The organism is Actinophytocola sp. (assembly GCF_009379765.1).
Classification (GTDB): domain Bacteria; phylum Actinomycetota; class Actinomycetes; order Mycobacteriales; family Pseudonocardiaceae; genus Actinophytocola.
Map to the genome: position 1 here is coordinate 23,798 of NZ_WHTD01000050.1, position 23,648 is coordinate 47,445.

A 23,648-nucleotide genomic window follows, 5' to 3' on the forward strand; every position below is an offset into this window, starting at 1 on the left:
GAACTGGAGTCATGACCCCCACTCCAGAGCTGTTGTGGCGCCCCGACCCGTCGCGGGTGGAGGCGAGTCGGATGGCGGCGTTCCGCGCGTGGCTGCGTGCCGAGCGCGGTGTCGACGTGCCGGACTACGCGGCGTTGTGGGAATGGTCCACGACCGATCTCGAGGGGTTCTGGGGCGCGCTGGCCGAGTTCCTGGACGTCACGTTCCACACGCCGCCCTTGCGGGTCCTCGGTAGCGACGCGATGCCCGGCGCCGAGTGGTTCCCCGGCGCGACCCTCAACTACGCCGAGCACTCGCTGCGCCCCGGACCGGGCAAGGCCGACGACGACCTGGCGGTGCTCTTCGAACGCGAGGACGGGCTGTCCGCGCAGGTCACCTACGGCGTGCTCCGCCGCCAGGTGGCCGCGATGCGCGCGGCGTTGGTCGAGCTCGGCGTGCGGCGTGGCGACCGGGTGGTCGCCCTGGCACCGAACACCCCGCAGACGCTGGTGGCGTTCCTCGCAGCCGCGAGCCTGGGCGCGACCTGGTCGTCCTGCTCCCCGGACTTCGGTGCCCGCGCCATCGCCGACCGGTTCACCCAGATCGAGCCGGTGGTGCTGTTCGCCGTCGACGGCTACGTCTACAACGGCCGCGCGTTCGACGTCTGCCCCACCGTTCAGCAGCTCCGCGACGACATCCCGTCCCTGCGCGCGACCGTGCTCATCGACTACCTGTCGCCCGAGGCGGCACTGGACGGCGCCATCCCGTGGTCGTCGCTGCTCGCCGAGCACGACGGCGCTGAGCTCGCCTTCGACCCGGTGCCGTTCGACCACCCGCTGTGGGTCCTGTACTCGTCCGGGACGACCGGCCTGCCGAAGGGCATCGTGCACGGTCACGGCGGGATCGTGCTGGAGCACCTGAAGACGCTGGCTCTGCACTGCGACTTCGGGCCGGGGGAGCGGTTCTTCTGGTTCACCACGACCGGCTGGATGATGTGGAACTTCCTGATCTCGGGCCTGCTCGTCGGCTCGACGATCGTGCTGTTCGACGGCAGCCCGGCGCACCCGGACCTGTCGACCCTGTGGCGCCTGGCGGAGCGCCACCGCGTGACGTATTTCGGTACGTCCGCCCCGTATATCCAGTCGTGCCTGAAGCAGCACCTGACGCCGGGTCGCTCGCAAGACCTGTCGGCGTTGCGGGCCCTGGGCTCGACCGGAGCGCCGCTGAGTCCCGAGGGCTTCCGCTGGATAGCCGACGAGGTGGGCGCGGACGTGCAGATCTGCTCGATCTCGGGTGGCACCGACCTGTGTGCGGCATTCGTGGGCGCGGCCCCGGACGTGCCCGTCTGGCTGGGCGAGCTGTCGTGCCGAATGCTGGGCGCGGCCGTGGCGGCCTACGACGAGGAGGGCAAGGAGCTGACCGACCAGGTGGGCGAGCTGGTGATCACCCGCCCGATGCCGTCGATGCCGATCCACCTGTGGAACGACCCGTCCGGCGCGCGCCTGCACGAGGCGTACTTCGAGCCGTACCCGAACACCTGGCGCCACGGCGACTGGATCAGGATCACCGACCGTGGTTCCGCGGTGATCTACGGCCGTAGCGACTCAACCCTCAACCGCGGTGGCGTCCGCATGGGCACGAGCGAGTTCTACCGGGTCGTCGAGGGCTTCGACGAGGTGGCGGACTCCCTGGTCATCGACACGTCGGGGAACGTCGAAGGTGAGCTCCTGTGCTTCCTGGTCCTGGCCGACGGCGTGGACCTCGCCACACTGGAGCCGCGGCTGCGGAGTGCGCTCCGCAGTGCCCTGTCCCCCCGCCACGTGCCGGACCGCTTCATCGTGGTGGCGGAGGTCCCGAAGACCCTGAACGGCAAGAAGTGCGAGGTCCCGGTGAAGAAGATCCTGGCCGGCACGCCCCCCGAGCGCGCGGTCAGCCGAGATGCACTCGCGAACCCGGACTCCCTGCAGGCGTTCCTGACCTTCAAGGGGTGAGGCACTTTGCGGGTCGTCCCGGGCCCCCTGTAGGCTCTCCGCTGAGCGGCCTGGGGCCCCGGGAGGCTTCGCCTAGTCTGGTCTATGGCGCCGCACTGCTAATGCGGTTGGGGGCAACCCCTCCCGGGTTCAAATCCCGGAGCCTCCGCCATTCGGCCCCGCGCCGAGTGACAACTGAACATGCGCCCGTAGCTCAACGGATAGAGCATCTGACTACGGATCAGAAGGTTGGGGGTTCGAATCCCTTCGGGCGCGCAAACACAAACCGTCTTTCACCAGGCGGTTTGTTTCTTTCTAGTCCCTTCGGACAGACTCTGCTTGATCGACTTCCCCCGTTGTGTGCCCGAAGTGTGCCCATCGGTACCGGTGCGCCGATTGACCAGGCTCGCGATCTTCTCGGCCGCGTCGGCAGCGGTCTCCGGCATCACCGACGAGTACGTGTCACTCGTCACCGTGATCGAGCTGTGCCCGAGCATCTCCTGCACGACCTTCATGTCGACGCCGGCCGTGAGCGCCATCGTCGCCGAGCCGTGCCGAAGATCGTGCAGCCGGATCGGCGGCAGGCCGGCGTCGACGCACAGCGCCTCGAACCGGTCCGTTACCCAGGAAGGCCGAAGCTGCTCGCCGTTCTCCCGCGTGAATACGCGGCCGGAGTCGACCCAGCCTTCGCCCCAGGCGAGCTTCTCCTTGGCCTGCTGCGCGCGATGCTTGCGGAGTACCTTCACACTCTCCTTGTCGAGCGCGACGCGGCGGTCGCCCGCCTCGGTCTTGGGGTCGCTCTCCTCGACCGCGTAGTCGACCTCGGTGAGCTGCTTGGCCACGTGGAGGTATCGAGCGTCGAGGTAGAGGTCCTCGTTCCGCAGGCCGCACACCTCGCCCCGGCGCAGGCCCCGGAAGGTCAGCAGGTGCCATATGGCGTACAGCCGATCGTCCTCGACGTGCGTGAGGAACGTAGCCGCGTGCTCGGGAGTCCAGACCATGACGGGCGACGGCCGGATACCGTCCTTGCGCCACTGCTCGACGCGCTCGTCGGTCCACACAACCGGCTTCGGCCGCTTGGCCGCGATACGGAAGTGCTCGGCCGCGTTGAACGTGATCAGTTGCTGCGCGATCGCATCGTTCAGCGCGGCCCGCAGCGTCGCCCGGATCCGGTTACGGCTCGATGGGCCGACCGAGCGCCGGTACGGCGGCAGGCTGGCGAGTTGCTCGCGGAGCTTGCGCTTCTCGGCTCGGCGAGAGGTCTGCTTGACCTGCAATTCCAGCGCCTTGCGATCGCTGTTGTTCGCCTGAACCTTCTCGTTCTGGTCCTCGATGGCCTGAAACATCTTCGCCACGTGACCGACCTGGAGCGGTCGAGTGGCTGCGTGGCTACCTCGCCGATCAGGGCGGCAGCGCGAAGGCGGGCGAGGCCATCAAGGCCGCGCGAGCGGGCGGCATCGCTGAGGCGACACTGAAGCGGGCACGCCAGAAGGCCGGTGTCTACTCGCGCCGCGTACACGGCTTCGGCAAGGGCTCCGTGTGGTCCCTGGAGCCCGAAGACCCGCCATTCGGATCACGTTCGGATCATTCAGATCAGGCCCCGGAACGTGATCCGAATGTGATCCGAATGCGGAAACCGAGGATGGTCTTCGCGCCCTGGGAGTAGTTCACCGTCGCCACCCGGCCCGCCGTCACACGTTCGGGTACCGCCTCGACCGTGCATCTCCGATGCGGCACGCAGCATGCCGATACCGCACCCGTCGAAGCCGGGCAACGCACGCGCTTGGCTGACACTCAAGGCAGGAGAGGCCACATGGCCCGACGTACCAGCTCAAAGCCCACGGTGGAAGCCACCGAGACCGTGCCGACGACACCCGAACAGTACGACGCAGCAGCCAGCTTGTCCGCATCCCTCATCAATCAGGTTCGGGTGACGATCAAAGCCGGTGCTGACCACGCCGCCCCCTGGATCATCGTCAACTGCATGGACATCAACCGGGTGATACCCGCGATCGATGCGACGATCACGGCTCTGACCAGCCGCTTTCCGGCGACAACCCGATCAGGCACCCCAGGGGAGGTAACCCCGGCCCCGGGTGTCGCCACCACCGGTACGTGATAGCGACTCGCTGTGTGTACGGAACTGGGGGATTTCGGGCTACGGCACGTCCGACTCGTCGAGCGACCCGCCGATGACGCCCTCGCCGCCCTCGTCAGAGACGGCGAGGCGCACGTAACCGCGCGGAAGACGCGGGTTCGGCGCGGCAGCGCAGCGCAACAACCAGTCCAGCGCGTTAGTGGCGTGGCCGGTCTGGAACGCCACCACCGCACCGTGGTCGGTGGGTCGTCGGTAGTCGAAGGATGCTTCGGCGCGAAGTGCATAGGCGAGTCCGTTGTGACGTAGCGCGAGATACTCGACGTACCCGCCACGCACTCGCCACAGTCGCGTACCGATCAACTCGCCGTCGTCATCGACGTCGGGCAGCGGCCGGAATCCTTCGTCATGCAGACGCCGCCCAAGCTCGTCGGCGACACTCGCGGGCAGCTTGGTCAAGGTGGATGCTCCGTGTGTCGGGAGGCGCGCGGCGGACCGAGGTCGGCCGAGGGACCCGAACCTCGGCCCACCGCGCTTGAAGCTCCGGTGGCACTGCGGACCCAATGGGTGCGGGCGGGTCAACGCAGTACGTCACCGGAGCGGGTCTCAGTGCTGGCGCGGCCAGTCGCGCACCGCGCTACTCAGATCGAGGCCAGTCGTCGCGACGAAGACCAGCGCAAGCACCGTCATCGCGAGTAAGGCCGCAGCGGAGGAGGTCACGACAAGCCGGCCGGCTCGGTCACGGCGCGCGTCGCGCCAACGACGGCGCTGAACGGTGGCAGCTTCGGCCCATCGATCGACGGCGGAACGTGCCAGGTGACCGCGCCCGACTCAAGCCGGCTCGGTGGCAGCGGAACCAACGTGCCGGAGCGGTGCACAAGGGCGTTCCTCGCGCGTAGCCGGACCACGCTGACCGGCGCGGCGTCGTCGGCCGACTCGGTGAGCATCAGCCAGTGTCGGGGCACGCCCGGCAGCGCGACCACTGGACCCGCGAGTAGCCGTACCGCGAGGTAGTGGTGAACCTCAGCGCCGATCGCGGCCGGCAGTTCGACGGCGCTGACGCGCTCGTTGGCGGCGAGTAGGAGGCGGCTGCCGGCGCGAAGGACCAGCCATCCCCATCGCTCGTATTGCTCGGCGCTCACTGTCAGGCCGCCGTCTTGCGGACGTTGCTCGGGTTCGTCGGGGTCGGCGACGAGCGTCGTTGTGGCCATGGGTTCTCCTGGTCAGCGGGTGATTGGTCTGTCACAAGAAGCGAAACGTGCAGCTAGCCCGCATGGCAGTCCTGAACGCCGAGCACTTCGACCGATTGGTTGTCAGGGGTCGCACTTCCCTCCCACTTCGCGCGCGAGGGGTTCACAGAGACCGGCTGATGGTTCACGATCGACTACGGTTAGTGATCGCACGACAGCACGGGGATGTGACCTGATGGAGCGCGACGGCAGAGGGGCCGCCGGCAACTCTGACCTGCCAGTGCTGTTGTCCGAGGCCGGGCTGAGCAACGCGGCACTTGCCCGTGCCGTTGTCACGACCGGCTCGGAGGAAGGCGTTCACCTCGGAACGACCGCGACCTCGGTGAAGCGGATGCTCGACGGATCTCAGCCGCGTTGGCCAGTTCCGCGCTTGGTGGCGAAGGTGCTCACACGCGTGTTGCGTCGGTAGATCACCGTCACGGAGTGCGGGTTTGTCGACCAGTCTCCGGCGGTCGATGATCAGTACGACGGGCTGCGTTGTTCCGGCACACTGGACGGCACGGTCCGCACTGTTGTCGAGCTGTCGGGGTGGGATATGAACCGGCGCAAGTTCTTACTCGGATCCGCCTTCGCGGCGGGGGCCTTCTCGGAGCCGGCGTTGTTCGCGATGACGGTTCCGCCGGCCGAAACGACCGCGCGGGTCGCCGGTCGGCGAGTGGGCATGTCCGACGTCGAGATCATCACCGAGCACGTCACCCACCTGCGTCGGCTCGACTTCCGGTATGGCTCCGCGCGCATCCGTGAGGAGGTCGTGCAGCTCCTGAACCGAGAAGCGAACACGATCATGCACGGTAGCTACTCGGAGAAGACCGGCAAGGCACTGCTCGGCGCGGTCGGTCAGGTGTCCCGCCTCGCCGGATCGATGGCCGCCGACATCGGCAGGCACTCGCTGGCCCAGCGCTACTACATCCAGACACTCAACCTGGCCATGAGCGCGGGCGATCGGCTGTTCGCGGCGAACATGCTGTGCGACATGAGCCGATTGACACTCCACATTGGACAGAGCGCTCCCGTTGAGAACGAACGACTGCGTGCCGCACGTCAGGCCGTCGCGCTCGCCCGCGCCGGCCTGAACGTCGCCAACGACAAGGCGACGCCGTTGCTGACCGCCCAGATCAACGCGGTCGAGGCACGAGGTCACGCCGTGCTCGGCGACACGAGTAGCGCACGCGCCTCGGTGCGAGAAGCGGAACGCCGGCACGGCCGGGCGCACGCGGACGGTGAGCCGGCCTGGTTCAGCTTCTACACGGACGCCGACCTTGCCGCCGACCTCGGCCGGTCCATGCGTGACATCGGCGAAGCGGACCAGGCGACCCGGCTGATCACACAGGCCATGGACACCTACGAGCCGTGGCGTGTCCGCAGCCGGTGCTTCGTGCAGACCGATCTTGCCGCAGCGCACCTGGTCGGCCGCGACTACGAGCACGCGGCCGCCCTCGGCAGAGACGCCGTTCGCACCGCCGCCGAAGTCGGCTCGACTCGCACGCTCGACCGGCTTCGCGCGCTGCAACGTAATGTTCGGCCGCTGGGACGCAGCTCGAAGCATCTCGGCGACCTGGACGATCGGATCACGAACCTGTTGTCCCGCAACAAGTTCCAGCGCACTGAGGATGTCCGTTGATCGACTTTGACGCCGCCCGTGGCTACTCCATCCCGATGCGCACTCGGTTCCGGGGCATCACCGTGCGCGAGGGGAAGCTGATCGAGGGACCGGCCGGGTGGGGCGAGTTCTGCCCGTTCGCCGAGTACGACGATCGCGAGTCTTCGTCGTGGTTGGCGACGGCGATCGAGCAAGTCGCCGAGGGCTGGCCGGCTCCGGTACGTGACCGCATCCCGATAAACTGCACCGTGCCGGCCGTCGTGCCCGAGCGTGCACACGAGATCGCGGCCAACTCCGGTTGCCGGACTGCCAAGATCAAGGTCGCGGATCATCCCGAATCGCTCGCAGAGGATCTCGCCCGCGTCGAGGCGGTGCGCGACGCGCTCGGCCAGGACGGCGCGATCCGGGTGGACGCCAACGCTCTGTGGGACGTCGACACCGCCGTCAACCACATTCGCCAGCTCGACAAGGCGGCTGGTGGCCTGGAGTACGTCGAGCAGCCCTGCCCTACGATCGAGGAACTCGCTGCCGTGCGCCGCAAGGTTGAGGTACGCATCGCGGCCGACGAATCGATCCGCCGCGCCGAGGACCCGCTACGCGTTGCTGTCGCGGGTGCTGCCGACGTCGCGGTGATCAAGTGCACGCCACTCGGCGGTGTCCGTCGCTCGCTCCAGGTCGCCGAGGCGGCAGGGCTGCCCTGCGTGGTGTCATCAGCGCTGGAAACCAGCATCGGGCTCGCCGCGCAACTAGCACTCGCCGGAGCGCTGCCCGAACTCGACTTCGCCTGCGGCCTCGGCACGCTGTCACTGCTCGACGGCGATGTCGTCGCGGACCACGCGTCGCTGCGGCCGGGCAATGGGTACCTGCCAGTACCGAGCACACCGCCAGCGCCGGACCCCGTGTTGCTGGACGCCTACGCCATGGCCGATCCAGAGCGGGCGGCGTGGTGGCGTGACCGGCTTGCCCGAGTGCGCGCCGAACTCGCCCGCGCGTCGGCGTAGGACGCTCAAAACATCTGGTCAGCGCGATGGGTAGGCCGATCGCGCCCTTCATGGGGGAGGTACCACGTCGTGAGCGCTGTCTCGCGATCCACTCTTGCTGAGGAGCTTCCCTCAGCTGTTCACGCCGTCCTCGCGGCGTTCGCCGTGGGTAACCGCATCAGCCCCTTGGCGTTCGCCGATGCGTTCCGCGGCGCTGTGGGGCTGGCCGCGCCAACACGTGATGTCGTGCTTGGTTCGCTCATGACCGCCGTAATGGCGCGGGGACCTGTCGCCGATGATGTGGTCGCGTTGTTGCACGCGGCGCTCGACATGGACGGGGCGACGCCTCGACCGGTGATCAGCGGCAACGACCGTCCGACGATCATGCTTGCCGGGAGCGGAAAGAAGGGCGTGCGCACGGTCAATGTGTCGACGCCGGCAGCGCTGGTGGCTGCCGCCGCAGGAGCGCAGGTGATCAAGGTTGGTTCATCGGCCACGTCATCCACGCTCGGCTCCCGTGACCTGGTGCGCGCGCTTGGGCTACGCGAGCAACGGACGGCGGCCGGGGTACGCGCCGAGTTGGCCGCAACCGGGTTCGCGTTTGTGGCCGTAGAGCCGGAGATCCCGGCACTCGATCGGCTCTATGGCGGCCGGTTCCACGTCCCAAATCCGTTCAGCTTCGGGCTCGGCGCGTTGGCCAGTCCTGTGCGGGCCGACGTCGCGCTGTTCGGCCTGGCACATCCACGCGTTGATGTGGCGGCCGAAACGCTGGCGCGCTTCGGTTTCGCTGAGCTGGATGTGGTGGCGACGAGGCTGCCGAGTGGCCATTACCTGGACGAGATCGTGCCGCAGGGAGTGCGGAAGTGGTGCTCGGTGCGAGGCGGCACCGTTGGGCCAACGATGGACGACCCGACGACGGACCTCTACGCGGAGTTCAGTGCACTGCCGACGCCGAGTGGGCCGATCCAGGCCGTCGAACGAACGGTGGAACTGCTTGCCGGCCAAGGGATTCCGAGTCATCGCGTACTCGTCGCGACGAACGCGGCACACCTGCTGGTACTGAGCGGCGTCGCGCCGTCAACGTCAGCCGGGTTCGCGATCGCCGACGACATCTTGCACACCGACGAGGCTCTTCGTTGCGCCAATCAGAGCCAACTTGCTGGGAGGAGCGCGTGATCATGGCCGAACTGGACGCGGATTTGCATTACCTCGCTCGCGGCTACGTCGAGCGTGTTCCACCCGAATACTTCGTCGACGAGGACGACACGGGAATTGTCTGGCAGCCCGATGTATACCCGGAGACGTTGAAGCTCGCTCGCGCAAGCGGCCGAAGCATAATTATCGATCTCGGCTGTGGTCGAGCCGGAAAGCTCGTCGAGCTGCGTCGGGGCGATCCGAATATCGAGATCGTTGGCGTCGATTTCGGCGCGAATATTTCCTGGTGTCGCAACCACCTTCCCGACTGGTGTTGGCTTGACGTCGATCTCGAAACGGCGACCGCGCTGCCGCTTGAGGAGGCCACCGTCGCCCGCTCGGTCGTGGTCTGCTCAGACGTCCTTGAACACCTCGTCAACCCTCAGCCGACGATGCGACTGATCTGCTCCCTGCTTGCCAGCGGCGCGGCATGCGCGGTGCTTTCCACACCAGCCCGTGACAGGCGAGCAGGCACCGAACACCCTGGTCCACCAGGTAATCCGTCCCACGTGCGCGAGTGGACACGCACCGAGTTCTCCGCGTTCGTCGAGAGCTTCCCAGTCGTGGTCGATCGGTTCGAGCTGACGCGAAGCGATGATGGTGGAGGCGGGCTGACTACGCAGCTCGTTGTGCTCAGCGCATTGGACCGGCGATGACCGTTCGTGTCGTGCACGTCCCAGGACGGACGCCATATGCGAGCAAGATCCGAGACGAAAACGTTCACATTCTGAACGAAACCACGGTGGACGGTCGAGAAGTTCCACGCGATGTAACGCTTTCCTGGCTACTCGACCACCGGCCGTGGAAATGGCTGGACGTGATCCACATACACCATCCAGATTTCGAATCGATTCCCATACTCCAACAAGCGCTCACCGAGGCGAGCCGCGCGGCGAAACACGTCGTGTTCACCGCTCACGACACGACACCGGTGTTCGGCGACAGGGAGTCGCATGACGACCGCATTCGACTGTTGGCCGAGAAACGCGCGCTGTTCGTCTGCCTCACCCGAGGCGCGGCGCGCGAAGTTTCAGAACGATGGAGTCCGCGCGCCGTCCTCGTGCCGCATGGCTACGTCGCTGAGCCAGCGGAACACGGGCGAGCGCAGGTACGGGAGCCCGGACCGACCCGCTTTCTGCTCTACGGATCGCTTCGCGCCAACCGGGACATCGAGACCGTGCTGCACTGCTGGCGTTTTGATCGCCAGCTCGCCAACACCACCATTCATCTCCTGCTCAGAGCGCCGTCGCGGGCAAGTCTCGACGCCGAGGCCGTCGCGTGGCGGGCAATCCTCGACCACGCCGCAGATCCTCGGTTGCTGGTCGACGTGCGGCCGTTCCCGACCGACGCGGAGGTGAACCAGGCCGTCCGCGAAGCCGACTGCCTCCTGTTGCCCTACCGGTGGGCGAGCCATTCCGGCCAGCTCGAACACGCCTACGATCTCGGCGCACTTCCCGTGGCCGCGCGCACAGGGTTCCTCCCCGACCAGGTTGTGCATCACCGCGATCGGGTCAACGAGCCCGTCTGGTTCGACTGGTCGGACGGCTCGACCTACGAGTACGGCGCCCGACTTCTGACCGCGATGAGAAAGGCGCATCACGAGATTCAGGACGGCTGGCGACCGCACGACTCGGTGAGCTTCTCGCGCTACCGCACTGAGGAGCACGAGGACATCATGGCCGACTACCGCGAAATCTATGACGGCCACTGATGAACTTGCCATCTGTGTCCATCGCGGTGCTCAGTCACAACTACGAGCGCTATCTCGACGAGGCGATCGCCAGCACGACTGACCAGGAGCCCGGCGACTACCGGCTCGCCGAGGTCGTCGTCATCGACGACGGATCGACGGACGGCAGCATCGTGGTGTGCGAGCGGTATCCGAACGTCCGGCTGGTCCGCAAGGCGCACGCCGGGTTCGGCGACACACTGACCAGAGCCGTCGAGGAGACCGCCGCGGACTGGATCGCCCTGCTCGACGCCGACGACGCGTTCATGCCGAACAAGCTGCGCACCCTCAGCCCTTACCTTGCAGACCGGCGGCTTCTGTTCGTGCAACACGCCGAGTACGTGGTCGATGCGGACGGCTACCCGTTCGCCGAAGACTCACATCCCGGCGGCGCGACGAGCACATTGGTCGTGCGTACCGACGCCGCACGCGCATTGCTGCCGGTCACCAATGAACTGTTCTTTCATGTGCTCGCTGAGCTTGGGTACGGAATCAAGGTCGACGAGCCGCTAACGCGCTACCGGGTACACGACGCGAGCATGACCGACCGGCGTACTCCGGGCGCGTTCTCGAACTACATGGCCGGCGTCATGGCGAACGTCGCCGAACGACTCGCCGAACTCGCCACAACGCCACCGGCATGGGCAACGGCCGCACGGCTCGTCGAGTTGGCCGCCACCTACCGACGCCGCGCGGCCAGAATCCGAACACACGCCGACCGAGAACGCAGAGAGGGGCGCATGCCGTGACCGCCGTGCTGTTCTCCGAGGACTACTACCGGCAGGTACTCGCCGAGTTCGGCTACACACCGTTTGACCTGCGGCGGTTCGACTTCCCGCTCGCCAAGCTCGACCCGGACACGCTCAACGTCCGCTACCTCTGCCACCACCAAGGCGAGGACTTCGCCAACGCCGACCAGCGACGTCGGATCGTCACCACGGGGTTCGGCATGTCCGGCGTTCCGCATCTGGCCACCGTCTCGCACATCCTGAAGATGATCGAGCTGCAACGTGGCGGCGAACGCTGTCAGATCGTGCTCGGCGACCTGGACGCCTACAACGGCAAGGCAAGGCCCTACGCCGAGGTGCGGGACCTCGCCGACCGGTTCGCCGAGTACTGCATCCGGCTCGGGTTCGACGCCGACGCCGGCATCGTGCGAAGCCAGATTGGCCACGTACCGGCGCTCGAAGCGATGTACCTGCTCGGCCGTTACGTCGACCAGGTCGACTTCGACGCCGCTGAGGAGGACAACCACGGCTACTACGTCGAGCGCGGTCTCGTCGACCCGACGATGACCTTCCGCCGCGCATTGTCGCTGTCGCTCATGGCCGGCGACTTCCTCGCCCTCGGCCAGGACCACGACGCGGTGCTCGTCATGCTCGGCGTCGACGAACACCGGTACGTGCGCTTCGCGCAACAGGTGCGCGACCGTCTCGACGAGCACGCGCCGCTTCGAGCCGAGTTCGCGCTGAGCGCCGCCTACACGCGCATGGTGCGCGGTTTCGGCGGCCACCCCAAGTTCAGCAAGAGCATCCCCGGCTCAGCGCTCGACGTGACCATCCGCCCGGAAGACGTGCACCGCCTGCTCGCCGACGAACCGCCTGTCCCAGAGGAGTCCGCGACCTACCAGCTCATGTGCCAGCTGCCGCGCTACGACTCAGCCACCCTGCTCGACCTGCACCGGCACTGCCGCGAACACGGCTCCACCTGGCGCACCGCAGTCGCCGAGTTCGCCGACTACATGACCTGGCTGATCGACCTGTGGCCGCGTTGACCAGGCAGAACCACTCGGCCTGACACGCCACAGTTGCTGCAACCCAACGTCCGGGTTGTAGCCCAGCCGATACGATTTGGTGGCTATCCACCTACGGGAGACCTCAATGAGCCGACTGAGCCAGTCCGTCGATCGCGCCTCTGACCTGCTGAGGAGCGGCGATCTCGCGACCGATGACACCGTGCGCGAACTGCTCGCGGAAACCGCCTCGCGTCGCACGATGGACTACTCGGACCTGTCGCCGGCCGAGCAGGCGACGCTCATCGCGGACCGCTCTCAGCAGCTCCAGCCCTCCGCCGAGGCACTCGCCGAGCGGATCACCAACGCCGAGAAGGAGGGGCGGCGGTTCATCGCGAAGTTTGGCATCGACCCGACCGGCGCTGAGGTGCACCTCGGCCACGCCGTGCCGATGCTGATCTTGAGCCGCTTCCAGCGGATGGGTCACCAGGTCGTGTTCATCGTCGGCGACATGACCGCCAAGATTGGCGACCCCTCCGGGCGGTCGGACGAGCGTCCGGCGCTGACCGACGAGGACATCGCGCGCAACCTGGTTACTTACCGCGAGCAGGTCACGCCGTTCTTCGACTTCACCCGTGCCGACTTCAAGCACAACGGTGACTGGCTTCGCGACATCAGCTTGCCCCAGATCATAGAGATCACGGCGCAGATCCCGGCTTCCATGCCGTTGCAGCGCGAGGATTTCCGCAAGCGGCTTGAGGCTGGCCAGGGACTTTCTCTCGCGGAACTCATGTACTCCGTCGTCATGGCTCTCGATTCCGTGGAAACGGGATGCGATCTTGAGGTCGGCGGAATTGACCAGTTCCTCAACATGCAAATGTGCCGCAAGGTAATGGACATCTGCGGCCAGACATCGGAACTCGTTGTGGCTACGTCGCTGATTGAGGGGACGGACGGCACGGGCGCGAAGATGAGCAAGTCCAAGAGCAACTACGTCCCCTTGACCGCTCCGCCCGGCGAAATCTTCGGCAAGATCATGTCGGTTCCAGACCGTCTGGTCGAGCCGTATTTCCGAGCCCTGTCCGAGTGGCGTGACGCCGAACTCGCCATCGCCAACGAGCGTGTGCAGGCAGGCAGTCTCCACCCGATGGACCTCAAGAAGACCCTCGCTGGCGAGGTCACCGCCGCGATCCACGGCGTCGATGCCGCGATGACCGCGCGGGAGGAATTCGTCGCACGCTTCTCCAAGCGCACCTTCGCCGAGGCTGGCGACCTGCCCGAGATCGGCGATCTGGACCAGACGATCACCGAGACAGTGCGAGCGCTCGGCTTCGCCAAGAGCAACGGGGACGTGCGCCGCGTGGCGCAACAGAACGGTTTGCGCCTGGTCGCCGAGGTGGACGGCGAGCAGACGCAGGTGACGCTGACCGCCGACGAGGCGCGTGAGCCGCTGGCCACCATGGTCAAGGACAAGCTGAGCGGGCAGCCCGGCGCGTACTTCCTCAAGGTCGGGCGCAAGCTGGCGCGGATTCCGTCCCCGTAGCCCGCAGTGGACGCCGTGGTGTTCGACCTGTTCGGCACCCTGGTGTCCGCGCCAACGCCCGTCGAGCGTCGCCACGCGGCTGCGAGGGTTGCGGCAGCAGCCAACTGCCCGGCCTCGGCCGTCGATGGCTACTTCCGCCGGTCGTGGAGAGCGCGCAACAACGGTGACCTGCCAACGGTTGAGGCTCTCGCCGAGCACCTCGTCAGCGAGATCAGTTCGGGGGCCGCAGTTCAACCGGTCGCCACGGTGCTACGCGCGCTCGCGCCGGCTCGCCTCCACCCGGATGATTCAGTTACTCAAGCCATGAATACGTTGTGTGCCAACGGAATCAAGCTCGGCTTGCTCAGCGACGCAAGCGCCGAGATCGCGGAGGCATGGCCGTCGAGCCTGCTCGCTCCCATCGTGGAGGTGGCGTTGTTCAGCTGCCGCATCGGCCGAGTCAAGCCCGACCCGATGCTGTATGCCGAGATGACCGAGATGCTGGCGGTTCCGGCCGACCGCGTGCTGTACGTCGCGACGGCGGTGGCGACGAGCTGCACGGCGCGCTCGCGGCCGGTATGTCCGCAGTCGCGGTACGCCGTCGCGGACCACATGACGCGCTCGCCTTCGGAGCCACGACGTGGAACGGGTATCAGCTCGACGGCGTGGAGCAGATACCCGGCTACCTGGAAGGCATGCCATGAAGGCGTGGGAAGTCCACGACGGTGCACTCGGCTTCCACGATGTCGCCGACCCGACTGCCCGCGCGGGCGAGACCGTCGTGCGGGTCAGTCACGCTGGACTCTGCGGAAGCGACACCGCGAAACTGTTGCACCCCGACAAGTTCGACCTGCCTCGACCGTGGCGACCAGGGCACGAGATCGTCGGAATGGTTCCCTCCGGTGAGATCGTCGCTGTAGATCCACTCGTCCCGTGCGAACACTGCGATGTGTGCGGGCGCGGCGAGATCCACTTGTGCGGGTCGCTGCACCGGATCGGTTGGGACCTGCCCGGCGGATTCGCCGAACGTGTCGTTGTGCCGGTCGGCAACGTGCACCCGCTGCCGACCGGGCTTGTGCCTCACCACGCGGTGCTCGCCGACCCTGCCGCAGTCGCCATCCACGGACTCCGCTGCAACCCAGTCGGTCCACCGGCACGACTCGCCGTCATTGGCGCGGGCGCGGTCGGCTTGCTCAGTGCCCTCTACGCCGAGTCGCAAGGATGGGCTGTAACTCTTGTCCATCGACGCAGCCCGAGCGTGCCGGTGGTCGAGACCGTCCCGGTTACCTTCGCATCTTCAACCGACGTGGAGGCCGGGACGTTTGACGTGGTGGTCGACGCGGCCACCGGGGCCGACACGTCGCCGCTAGCGCTGGCGTTACGACTCGTCCGAGACGGCGGCACGGTCGTGGTGCAGAACGCGTACCACCCTGACGTAGCGCTGCCCGTCCCGCTGCGCGGCCTCTTCCGTCGCTCAGTTCGACTCGTCGGCACGTTCTCCTTCTGTCGGCGAGAACGGCCAGGCGACCTCGAACTTGCCCTCGAATTGCTGCGCTCACGAAGAAAGGCGTTCTCCACTATCATCCGTATGGTCGGCGGGCTTGTTGACCTTGGTCGGGAAATTGATTCCGCTGAAAAGCACATCCGGCAAGTCGTCTCTGTTTAGCCCGAGCGGAAAGGAGCAATCATGTCACGCGAACTGAGCGAGTTGACAGTAGGCGAGCGATGGGCGTATCGGAAGAAGGGAACAGACCCGGTGACCTGCGTCGAGGTTGTGCGCCTCGGCACCGGGAGACCGTCTCGGGTGCAGGTCAAGTTCATCGACGACGAGTTCGAGGGACGTGAGGAATGGGCGCCTCCCGCGCGCTTGAAAGTCTTGTGGTCCGGAGTTGACGCATGGCGTGAGAGCGAGGATCGCTGGTCGAGACTTCGCGAAGCATCCGAATGCGCACTAGATAGCCCGGAAGAGAACGCGTTATTGATGGTCTTTGAATATCTTCCGGACTGGAATTTGCTTAACGTTCACTACCGTGATGATGGGATTGGGAGAGTCTCCGATCTGGAGGCGCTCCTTGTCGACCTTGGCCTAGATCGGGAACTAATTATCGGCGACCCGGTGTCCTTCCGTGAAGATGATATCTGGTTCGTTCCGCGACGCGTGACGCAAGTCATTGTCGAGCGGCTGACTAGGAAGTACGCTGACACGGTCATCAAGGAAGTTGAGGCGGCAGAGCAAGAGGCGCAAAAGGAGCGACAGAGGGGAAGTCAGAGCATAAATTACTACTTCAGTCCAGAGTCGTGCGCCAAAGTAGACGAGCAGTATGCGCCAGCGCGAGCCCAGATAAGGCAATGGTGTGGAGCTGAGGCAAAAGATCGTTATGACGAGTTGGTTGCGTTGCGGGGCGAGGCCGTCCGGCTAGGTAAGTTGGTGGAGAGAGCGATCAACGCAGTCCGGTCCGCTGGCAATGTTGGTGAGGCGGATGTGCTGGAGCGCGAGCTAGGGATACCGCTGGAAATGATTCGCAAGGTTCCCGAATCTGATCAAGTTCCGTAAGGGCTGAATCGTCTCATGTAGGGCTTCAAGTCGGATGGCGTTGGTTCGATCTCGTCGGGTGCTCTCGTGCCGGTTTTGGCGGGGTCGATGTGGTCGGCGTAGGCCCTGCACCATTCCATCCAGCGAGCTTGCGCATCCGCTTGCTCGGTGTCGTGTTCGACCGAACGCGCTCCTTCGACGTCGGTGCAGTAGGCGCGGATGGATGCCGCTTTCTGCCAGTTCTTGAGTTGCCTGTTGAGTGCGTCGATTCGGCGATCTTGCTGGAACCGGGCACGGGCGTTGGCCATCGCGGCTTCCCGGTCACGTTGACGTTGGAGCCGTGCTCGTTCCTCCTCGACGATCCGGTCGCGCTCGGCCTGCACACGTCGATTGATCTCCGCGACCAGCTCACTGAGCTTGTCCTCGACGCGCCAGCGTTTGCGGTCCGCCCACCAGGCCGGCCGGTCCCAGCGGGCGCCGCTGGTGCTGAGCTGGATCTTCAGTTTGCCCGAGTGAACCCACTTCGTTTCGGGTTGAATACGTTGCCAGGTATAGATCTTCTTGTTGGCCAGCTCTTCCGGCGTCGGCAAGAGGTCGCGTTGTTTCCGCTCCTCAGTCATGGTGATGTGCAGCCGGAAGTTGCCGTCTCGGATCTCGACGCCTTCTGACGTGTCTTCTGCCCATCCGGTGTCGTATCCGCGGCGCTCAGCCTCGGTGAGCACGGTGTGCATGATCCTCAGCGCGCGTGGTGCCTGTTCAGGCGACACGTCCAGGGTCGCGGCGGAGTTCTTCAGATGTGACAGCAGCGGGTGTAGCTGGTCAACGTAGTCTGGCACGTCGACTCGTTGTGCGGGATCCAGTGGCGGCTTCGCGTTGAAATGACCGCCGTCGAGCAGGGCGATGCGGAGGTCTCCGTCCCACATGCGGGTCTTCTCGATGCGCTTGCCGTCCGGCACCATTCTGTGACGCTTGGCGAAGTCCACGATCTTGCGCCACTCGGTGACCTCGTCATCGTCGGGGTTCGAGATCATCACGCGCTCGTCGTCGACCAGCCGTGCGACGAGGTCCGTGGCGGCCTGACGGCGCTCGGCCGCGATCCTCGCCGTGGTGTGCGGCGGCTTACGTTTCGGCGTCGTCCGGGCAGGCTTCGCGCTTGAAGGTGGCGTTGGGCTCGCCGTGGCGCAAGACGGCTCGCACTCCCGAGCGGGGTGCCGTGGTCGAGGTAGAAGCGGCCCGCGTCGGTGATCTCAGCGTGCCAGCCGCCCCGTGTGCTGACCTCCGCCAAGCCACGACCATGCAACGCCCTCGCAGAAGTCTTTGCTGTCGGGTCGCCCCCGATGTCCTCGCCCGACGAGATCCGGCGCAGCACGTCCAATTGGCGAGCGTTCAGCGGGTCTGTCTTACGCACTGCACCAGCCCACACCAGTCCACCGCCAGCTCGCAAACCGGGACGGGCACTCGCGGCTTAGCGGCCGAGCGCCCACCAGAGCGCCTCGTCTGCGCCGGAGTAGACAGTGCGATCCTGGCCGCGATAGATCCGCCCGGTGACGTAGTGGTGCTCGGCGTCGACCTGCGCCGGCCTCGGTACCTGCTCTGACGGCCAGCTCCGCAGCGAGCCGGGACAGGTGGAGCCAAAACCGGCGACCCAGTTAAGAGCCAACCGCTGCCCGAGAATGTTCGGGTCGGGTGTTCGGTCGGCGGCCATGGTGACGCTGAGCGCCTTGCGCCTGATCTCGTCGGTCGATCGTGTGTTCGGCTTTGGGTCGGCGAGGCCGAGTGCGTGGATGATCTCGAACTGGTCGGCGCGGGTGCGCTCGGCGATCTCCAGCGCGATGGAGCCCGGCCATGGGTAGGTCACGGTCACCCCGGACAGCCAGATTTCCGGGGAGTCCGACGAACTGCCGTTGGCCCAGAGCTGAGCGAAGAACGAGCCGCTGCCCTCGTCGTAGCCCCACACGCTCTGCTCGTCCCAACCGGGGAGCGCGATCGCGTCACGGAACTCGTAGCCAGGTCGGCAGCGATGGTTGCGGGAGGCGAGATCAGTCATAACCGACAGTGTGTCGGATGTCGCTCTCCGCGTCCTGATTCGACACGATGAAGGTGTGCCCATTGTGTGCCCGAAGTGTGCCCGGATGAGGTGGAACGACTTGTGACCATTCGGCACCAAAGACAGCAGTACCGCGCCTGACCTGCATAGATCGGCCAGGCGCGGTACTGGGTGTGATCACGGATCATGATCACTTGGGAACTACGGATCAGAAGGTTGGGGGTTCGAATCCCTTCGGGCGCGCACACAGATCAGCAGGTCAGAGACTTGTTGATCGTGCACAAGGGATGGGATCTCATGATCTGTCCCTTTTAACTATCCCTGTAAGTACAGGGATGCGCCCGCTGGTTAAAGGGATGACCGCGTGTCATTCCTGCAGCTAGAACCTTCTGATCCCGTAGTTGTGGCCGCGTGGACCACTTGTCGGCGGTGTGTCGTTGGCAGGCGAGTCGGCGCACGTCTCGGCGGACGAACACGATGGTCGCGTCATGATCGGCTAACCGCAGGTTGTTTCCGGGGCCGGTGGTGGCCATCACAGCTACGCCCAGTGCGCGCGGCATAGCACCATGCGCGGGTGGCCGAGAAGTGGAGTTGAAGTTCCGTACGGCGTTGCGGAGCTGGGCTGCGTCCTGCCGGGTCAGGCAAGCGATGAGGTCAACGGCGTGAGGCTGAGCGGCGGGGGTCGGGGAAGCCGAGGCTGACGTAGCCGGGTGCGCGTTTGGTCAGGGATGAGGCTAGGACGCCGGTGCCTATGTCGTGGTAGTCGTGCACCTCGGCGGTGGTCTTGCCCGGGTATGCGCGCAGGATCCGTCCGGCGTACTGGACCAGGCGCCCTTTGAAGGCGATCGGTGCGGCGAGGAAGAGTGTGTCCAGGACGGGGCAGTCGAATCCCTCGCCGACGAACGGGCCTGTGGCGACCACCAGCAGCGGTGATCCGTCCGCTTTCAGTCGGGCGAGGGCGTGGTGGCGGGCCTTGGTGGTCATGCCGCCGCGCAGCACGACCGGGTCGAGACCGCGCCTTCGGAACTCGTCGGTGAACCGCTCGATGTGGGTGGTCCACTGGGTGAGCACCAGGCAGTGCCGGCCTCGTTTCAGTGCCGCGGTCACGTCGTCGACCACCTGGATGGTGCGGGCGTCGTCGGCGACGAGGTCGCGGTAGATGGCCGCCATTCCGCCGGGCATGGTGGGGTCGGCGTCGCCGAGGTAGCGGTACGTGGTGTCGTGCACGTGCAGTACGGGTGCCGGTCGCTGCTCGGTTTGCTCGAGCTCGAGTTGGGGTGTGTCACGGGCCGGAGCGGGCTGCGTGGTGTGGGTGATGGTGTGGCGGACCGGGCCGAGTTGCAGTGCGATCAGGTCGTCGAGCTTGTCGCGGCGGTACGGGGTGGCGGTGAGCCCGAGCCAGCGTCGGGCCGGGATTTGCTTGACGGCGTGCTCGAACGCCGCCGCGGGGATGTGGTGGCACTCGTCCACGACAACGAGGCCGTACCCGCCGACGAGCTCAGTTAGGTTGTCCTTGCGTGCCAAGGTTTGCAGCATTGCGACGTCGACCACGCCATGGGTCTTGCGGCGGCCGCCGCCGAGTTGGCCGGCCTTGACTTCCAGCAAGTCGGCGATGCGGGTACGCCACTGGTCGGCCAGGGTCTTGCGGTCGACGAGCACGAGCGTCGACGTCGCATGGGCGGCGATCAGGGCGCAGGCGATGACGGTCTTGCCCGCGCCCGGTGGCGCGACCAGCACGCCCAGGTCGTGTTCACGCAGATCGGTCACGGCGTCCTGTTGTGGGCGGGTCAGTGTGGCCGTGAAGGTGAACTCTCGTGGCTCGCCGGCCGCTCGCTCGTCGGTCACTTCGAGGCGGCTGCCGGACTGGTCGACCAACGCGGCCACATTGTCGGCCAAGCCGCGGGGCAGGATGAGTCCGCCGTCGATGGTCTCGTCATAGTTGCGCAGGAACCGCGGTGTGTCCCAGGTGGACATTCGCAGTCGCTGGCGTTCGTAGAACAGCGGGTTCGACATCGACGCGGCGTGTTTGAGTGTCGCGTGCAGCGGCGGGGTTAGCTCGCCCGCCTCCACCCGGATCCCCGCGCCGAGCCGTGCGTGCACGATCGGTGGTGGTGCTACACGGATTCGGGTCGACACCGGTGCGCCGATCCGATCAATGCTCGCGCCGACCGTGATCTGCCCTGCTCGGCGCGCGACCCGGTTGATCTCGGCCGGGCTCATCCGGCCAAGTGTGGAGAGGAACACCCATTGGTCCTCGTGCGGTTCCATCGTGGCCAGGTCGAGGAACATGGTCGCCCCATCCTGGCGGGCCTTGCCGTGCAGGGGCGCGGCGATCAGGTTTCCCACGCCGCCTGCGGGTAGCACGTCCTGCGACGGGAACAACCGGTCGTAGCTGGCCAGGTCCATGTGACCGCGTACTGCCATCGCCTCCCGCAACAGCGCGGAACCCAGCCGGCGGGCGGACTCGGCGGGCACGGGCGCGGTGAAGAACACCCACGTGTGCGCGCCGACTCCGGACCGGGATACCTCCAGCGCCGCGGGCACCGACCAGGTTCGGGCGGCCTTCAGGTACGCCAAGGCGTCGAGCATCGCCGTCTGCCCGTCGAAGTCGGCCGCCAGCCACCAGCAGAGGTCTCCGTCCAGCAGCGGATACAGCCCGACGTGCGTCTCCCCGGTCAGGTGTGCACGCAGAACCTCCTTCGTGAGCGGCAGGTAGTCCCGGTCGTCGTGCCGTACGCCCTTGCGCCACCCACCACGCACCGCCGGTAGCCAACCGGCCTTGCCTGCGCGCGTGTTCTCCCACCGGGTGGCATAGATATCAGTCCGGGCAGCGAACAGGGCAGCGAAGAACTCGAGCTTCACGTCGGGCGCTGACTGCCGGCCGACCGGGCCCGGATGCGCTTCGAAGAAGCCGGTCTGCGCCGGGCCTGGCGGCGCCGCCTGTTTCGGGGTCAGCTCCAGCAGGCGCAGCAACCGTGCGTTCTCCGCCCGCAGTTGCGCAGTCAGGGCGCGCAGGCTCGCCAACTCCTCCGCCAGCCGGAGATCGTCCACGCGACCCACCGTAGAGCCGTCGCGCCGTGTTCGGCGGGCAGGTGGCAACGGTTACCGCGGGAAGGCGATGCCGAGGCGGCGTGGCATGCGGCGGTTGACGGTGGTTGCCAAGACGAGTTTGTGGCTGCGGCTGGCCCGGCACCGCGCCGCCGACCACCCGGCTGACACGATTCCGGTCCTGCCCTCTGCCGCCGACCAGTCGATCGGCCACAAGGACCGGGACTCTTACCGGGTTGCCGCGGGCCTGTTGAGCGAGGCCAGAGCGTTGTTCACCCGCGGTGACCGTGCGGAGGACTTCCAGTCGCACCTGGCCGCGTTGAGTGCCGGCCCAAGCGGGCGTTACGGGAGGAACTCGACCACGCCAACCTGCCTGACACCTCACTCGCCTTCGGTCGGCCGACGAGTGTCAGCACAGGATGCCGTCCCACTCGGGCAGGAGATCGGGTAGTTCCGCGCGGGGCAGGTCGATGCCGAGTTTCGCGCACTGGTCCACCACGTTCGCGGCGCGTTCGGCAGCGTAGTCCGGGGAGTATTCCAGCAGCGTTTCGCTGCTCCCGTCGCGACACTCGTACAAGCCCAGCAGGATGCGTACCGCGAGTTCGGTAGCCGCGGTTGTCATGCCGAGCGCCGCTCGACGTTCGAGATCGCGCAGAAAGGGCTCCAGCGCTTCGTCCATGATCTCGGCCGCGGCCTCGACCGGATGGACATACCCACGACCCGGCCGGTACCCGGCGCGGCCGTTGAGCTCCTCGATATCCAGACCACGCAACCTGCCGGCGACGGCGACGGTGACCGCGGAACGGTCTTCGGTCGACATAAGCCGGACGGCATAGGTTTCGGCGAGCTCTCGAAGGTCCGGTCGAGCGATGAGCAGCCCATTGAGCACGGTGGCCTTCTCGTCTGCGGACAGGGCCGCCAGAGCGGATGTCGAACGGTTCACGTTTGCCCCATGTCGGTATGAACCCGGTCGTGCCGGTACGTCGCTGTCAGTGGAGAGGTCCAAGGCACGTAGGTGGCAGCCTGAGAGGTTACGCGCAGTAACATCTGCGGTTCCGTTTACACAGAGTGCCCCAGGTCAACCTCCGTCTCTGAGTGGACAATAGTGGTGGTGACTGGCTGCGGCGGCGTGTCATGGACGTTGCCGTGTGGCTGAAGCCGAGATGATGTGAGCCCACGGTGGTGGCGGAAGGTGGTGATCTCTGCATGAGCGTTGTCGATGAGCGCACCGATGTCCTTGGTCGGTTCTCCACGGCGCTCTACACGGTGCCCGAGGCTGCCCGCTACCTGGACGTTCCTACGAGCACGTTGAACTCGTGGGCGCACGGCTACCGGAACCATCCGCCCGGGCGCCGAGAGGCGGTCGGTGCGCCGATCCTCACCACGCTTCCTCGTCGTGCAATACGGCTGCCGATCATCCCTTTCATCGGCTTGGCTGAAGGGGCGGTGTTGACCGCGATCCGCCGCAGCGGTGTGCCGATGCAACGCATCCGCCCGGCCCTGGAGCAGCTCGACACCCAGATCGGGCTGTCCCATGCGTTGGCGAGTCGACGTCTGTACACCGACGGCGCCGAGGTCTTGTTCGACTATGCCGAGGCGACCGACGACCCTGGCTTGGTTCGTGCCGCGCGCGATTTGGTGGTGGTGCGCAACGGTCAGCGGGTGTTCAACGAGGTCGTGGCTGCCTACCTCCGGCGTTTGGAGTTCGACGACCACGGCTACGTGCGCCTGATCAGGCTTCCCGCCTACGAGGTCGCCGAGATCGTGGTCGATCCCACCCGCGGGTTCGGCCAACCGATCTTCGTTCGCGGTGGCGCCCGGCTCGAAGACGCACTGGGACTGTTCCGCGCTGGTGAGCCCCTAGACGTGGTAGCCGACGAGTACGGCATCCCAAGCGACCACCTGGAAGACGCGGTCCGCATCGCGACACGGTCAGCGGCCTGAGATGACGATCGGGCACCCCGACGGC

The 23,648-nt window shown here is 66.4% G+C and carries 20 protein-coding genes, 2 tRNA genes and 1 pseudogene; 16 read left to right on the forward strand and 7 right to left on the reverse strand.

The annotated features are described in order from the left end of the window. Positions 1-11 precede the first annotated feature (11 nt). The 3 genes from GEV28_RS17185 to GEV28_RS17195 all read left to right on the forward strand — a co-directional run bounded on the left by GEV28_RS17185 (position 12) and on the right by GEV28_RS17195 (position 2,225). Complete coding sequence (locus tag GEV28_RS17185) at positions 12-1,970, forward strand: acetoacetate--CoA ligase (protein ID WP_291413082.1); 1,959 nt, start codon at positions 12-14, stop codon at positions 1,968-1,970. Between the two features lie 61 nt (positions 1,971-2,031). Continuing rightward, positions 2,032-2,121, forward strand: a tRNA-Ser gene (locus GEV28_RS17190). A gap of 31 nt (positions 2,122-2,152) precedes the next feature. Then, positions 2,153-2,225: transfer RNA gene (locus GEV28_RS17195), tRNA-Arg, on the forward strand. Between the two features lie 17 nt (positions 2,226-2,242). Here GEV28_RS17195 and GEV28_RS17200 read toward each other — a convergent pair. Beyond that, the gene (locus tag GEV28_RS17200) at positions 2,243-3,295 is read right to left on the reverse strand and encodes a site-specific integrase (protein WP_291413106.1); all 1,053 of its coding nucleotides are present in this window, start codon (positions 3,293-3,295) and stop codon (positions 2,243-2,245) included. 467 nt (positions 3,296-3,762) lie between these two features. Between GEV28_RS17200 and GEV28_RS17205 the strand changes: the two genes are divergently transcribed. Further along, the gene (locus GEV28_RS17205; protein WP_291413083.1) at positions 3,763-4,068 is read left to right on the forward strand and encodes a hypothetical protein; all 306 of its coding nucleotides are present in this window, start codon (positions 3,763-3,765) and stop codon (positions 4,066-4,068) included. Between the two features lie 39 nt (positions 4,069-4,107). Here the strand turns inward: GEV28_RS17205 and GEV28_RS17210 are convergent, their stop codons facing one another. Then, entirely contained in the window at positions 4,108-4,503 is a 396-nt protein-coding gene (locus GEV28_RS17210; RefSeq protein ID WP_291413084.1) for a hypothetical protein, read from the reverse strand. Between the two features lie 257 nt (positions 4,504-4,760). Continuing rightward, complete coding sequence (locus GEV28_RS17215; RefSeq protein ID WP_291413085.1) at positions 4,761-5,255, reverse strand: hypothetical protein; 495 nt, start codon at positions 5,253-5,255, stop codon at positions 4,761-4,763. 700 nt (positions 5,256-5,955) lie between these two features. On the opposite strand from GEV28_RS17215, the gene GEV28_RS17220 reads away from it, so the two are divergent. From GEV28_RS17220 to GEV28_RS17270, 11 genes and pseudogenes are all read left to right on the forward strand, one after another. Beyond that, positions 5,956-6,915, forward strand: coding sequence for a hypothetical protein (locus tag GEV28_RS17220; RefSeq protein ID WP_291413086.1), 960 nt, complete (start codon positions 5,956-5,958; stop codon positions 6,913-6,915). Beyond that, positions 6,912-7,895, forward strand: coding sequence for an o-succinylbenzoate synthase (locus tag GEV28_RS17225; protein WP_291413087.1), 984 nt, complete (start codon positions 6,912-6,914; stop codon positions 7,893-7,895). Before GEV28_RS17220 ends, GEV28_RS17225 begins: the two co-directional genes overlap by 4 nt. A gap of 69 nt (positions 7,896-7,964) precedes the next feature. Next, complete coding sequence (locus tag GEV28_RS17230; RefSeq protein WP_291413088.1) at positions 7,965-9,050, forward strand: hypothetical protein; 1,086 nt, start codon at positions 7,965-7,967, stop codon at positions 9,048-9,050. Between the two features lie 2 nt (positions 9,051-9,052). Beyond that, positions 9,053-9,724, forward strand: coding sequence for a bifunctional 2-polyprenyl-6-hydroxyphenol methylase/3-demethylubiquinol 3-O-methyltransferase UbiG (locus GEV28_RS17235; protein WP_291413089.1), 672 nt, complete (start codon positions 9,053-9,055; stop codon positions 9,722-9,724). Beyond that, positions 9,721-10,779 carry a hypothetical protein gene (locus GEV28_RS17240; protein ID WP_291413090.1) on the forward strand — a complete coding sequence of 353 codons (1,059 nt, stop codon included), beginning with the start codon at positions 9,721-9,723 and terminating at the stop codon, positions 10,777-10,779. Before GEV28_RS17235 ends, GEV28_RS17240 begins: the two co-directional genes overlap by 4 nt. Further along, complete coding sequence (locus GEV28_RS17245) at positions 10,779-11,546, forward strand: glycosyltransferase family 2 protein (protein WP_291413091.1); 768 nt, start codon at positions 10,779-10,781, stop codon at positions 11,544-11,546. The genes GEV28_RS17240 and GEV28_RS17245 overlap by 1 nt, the downstream gene beginning before the upstream one ends. After that, positions 11,543-12,571, forward strand: a complete 1,029-nt coding sequence (locus GEV28_RS17250; RefSeq protein WP_291413092.1) for a hypothetical protein — start codon at positions 11,543-11,545, stop codon at positions 12,569-12,571. The genes GEV28_RS17245 and GEV28_RS17250 overlap by 4 nt, the downstream gene beginning before the upstream one ends. A gap of 106 nt (positions 12,572-12,677) precedes the next feature. Next, positions 12,678-14,072 carry a tyrosine--tRNA ligase gene (gene tyrS, locus GEV28_RS17255; RefSeq protein WP_291413093.1) on the forward strand — a complete coding sequence of 465 codons (1,395 nt, stop codon included), beginning with the start codon at positions 12,678-12,680 and terminating at the stop codon, positions 14,070-14,072. 42 nt (positions 14,073-14,114) lie between these two features. Next, positions 14,115-14,525 (forward strand): annotated as a pseudogene (locus GEV28_RS42375) (hypothetical protein); the annotation flags it as partial. A gap of 226 nt (positions 14,526-14,751) precedes the next feature. Then, entirely contained in the window at positions 14,752-15,717 is a 966-nt protein-coding gene (locus GEV28_RS17265; RefSeq protein WP_291413095.1) for an alcohol dehydrogenase catalytic domain-containing protein, read from the forward strand. A 21-nt stretch (positions 15,718-15,738) separates the two neighbouring features. After that, positions 15,739-16,605 (forward strand): hypothetical protein, encoded by an 867-nt coding sequence (locus GEV28_RS17270; protein ID WP_291413096.1) that lies wholly within the window; start codon positions 15,739-15,741, stop codon positions 16,603-16,605. Here GEV28_RS17270 and GEV28_RS17275 read toward each other — a convergent pair. From GEV28_RS17275 to GEV28_RS17290, 4 genes are all read right to left on the reverse strand, one after another. Further along, the gene (locus GEV28_RS17275) at positions 16,593-17,615 is read right to left on the reverse strand and encodes a hypothetical protein (RefSeq protein WP_291413097.1); all 1,023 of its coding nucleotides are present in this window, start codon (positions 17,613-17,615) and stop codon (positions 16,593-16,595) included. The genes GEV28_RS17270 and GEV28_RS17275 overlap by 13 nt on opposite strands. A gap of 434 nt (positions 17,616-18,049) precedes the next feature. Then, the gene (locus GEV28_RS17280; protein WP_291413098.1) at positions 18,050-18,631 is read right to left on the reverse strand and encodes a hypothetical protein; all 582 of its coding nucleotides are present in this window, start codon (positions 18,629-18,631) and stop codon (positions 18,050-18,052) included. Positions 18,632-19,285: 654 nt separating this feature from the next. Next, positions 19,286-21,682, reverse strand: coding sequence for a DEAD/DEAH box helicase (locus GEV28_RS17285; protein WP_291413099.1), 2,397 nt, complete (start codon positions 21,680-21,682; stop codon positions 19,286-19,288). 406 nt (positions 21,683-22,088) lie between these two features. Next, the gene (locus GEV28_RS17290; protein ID WP_291413100.1) at positions 22,089-22,622 is read right to left on the reverse strand and encodes a hypothetical protein; all 534 of its coding nucleotides are present in this window, start codon (positions 22,620-22,622) and stop codon (positions 22,089-22,091) included. 236 nt (positions 22,623-22,858) lie between these two features. On the opposite strand from GEV28_RS17290, the gene GEV28_RS17295 reads away from it, so the two are divergent. Continuing rightward, complete coding sequence (locus GEV28_RS17295; protein WP_291413101.1) at positions 22,859-23,623, forward strand: hypothetical protein; 765 nt, start codon at positions 22,859-22,861, stop codon at positions 23,621-23,623. The last annotated feature ends 25 nt before the right edge of the window (positions 23,624-23,648 follow it).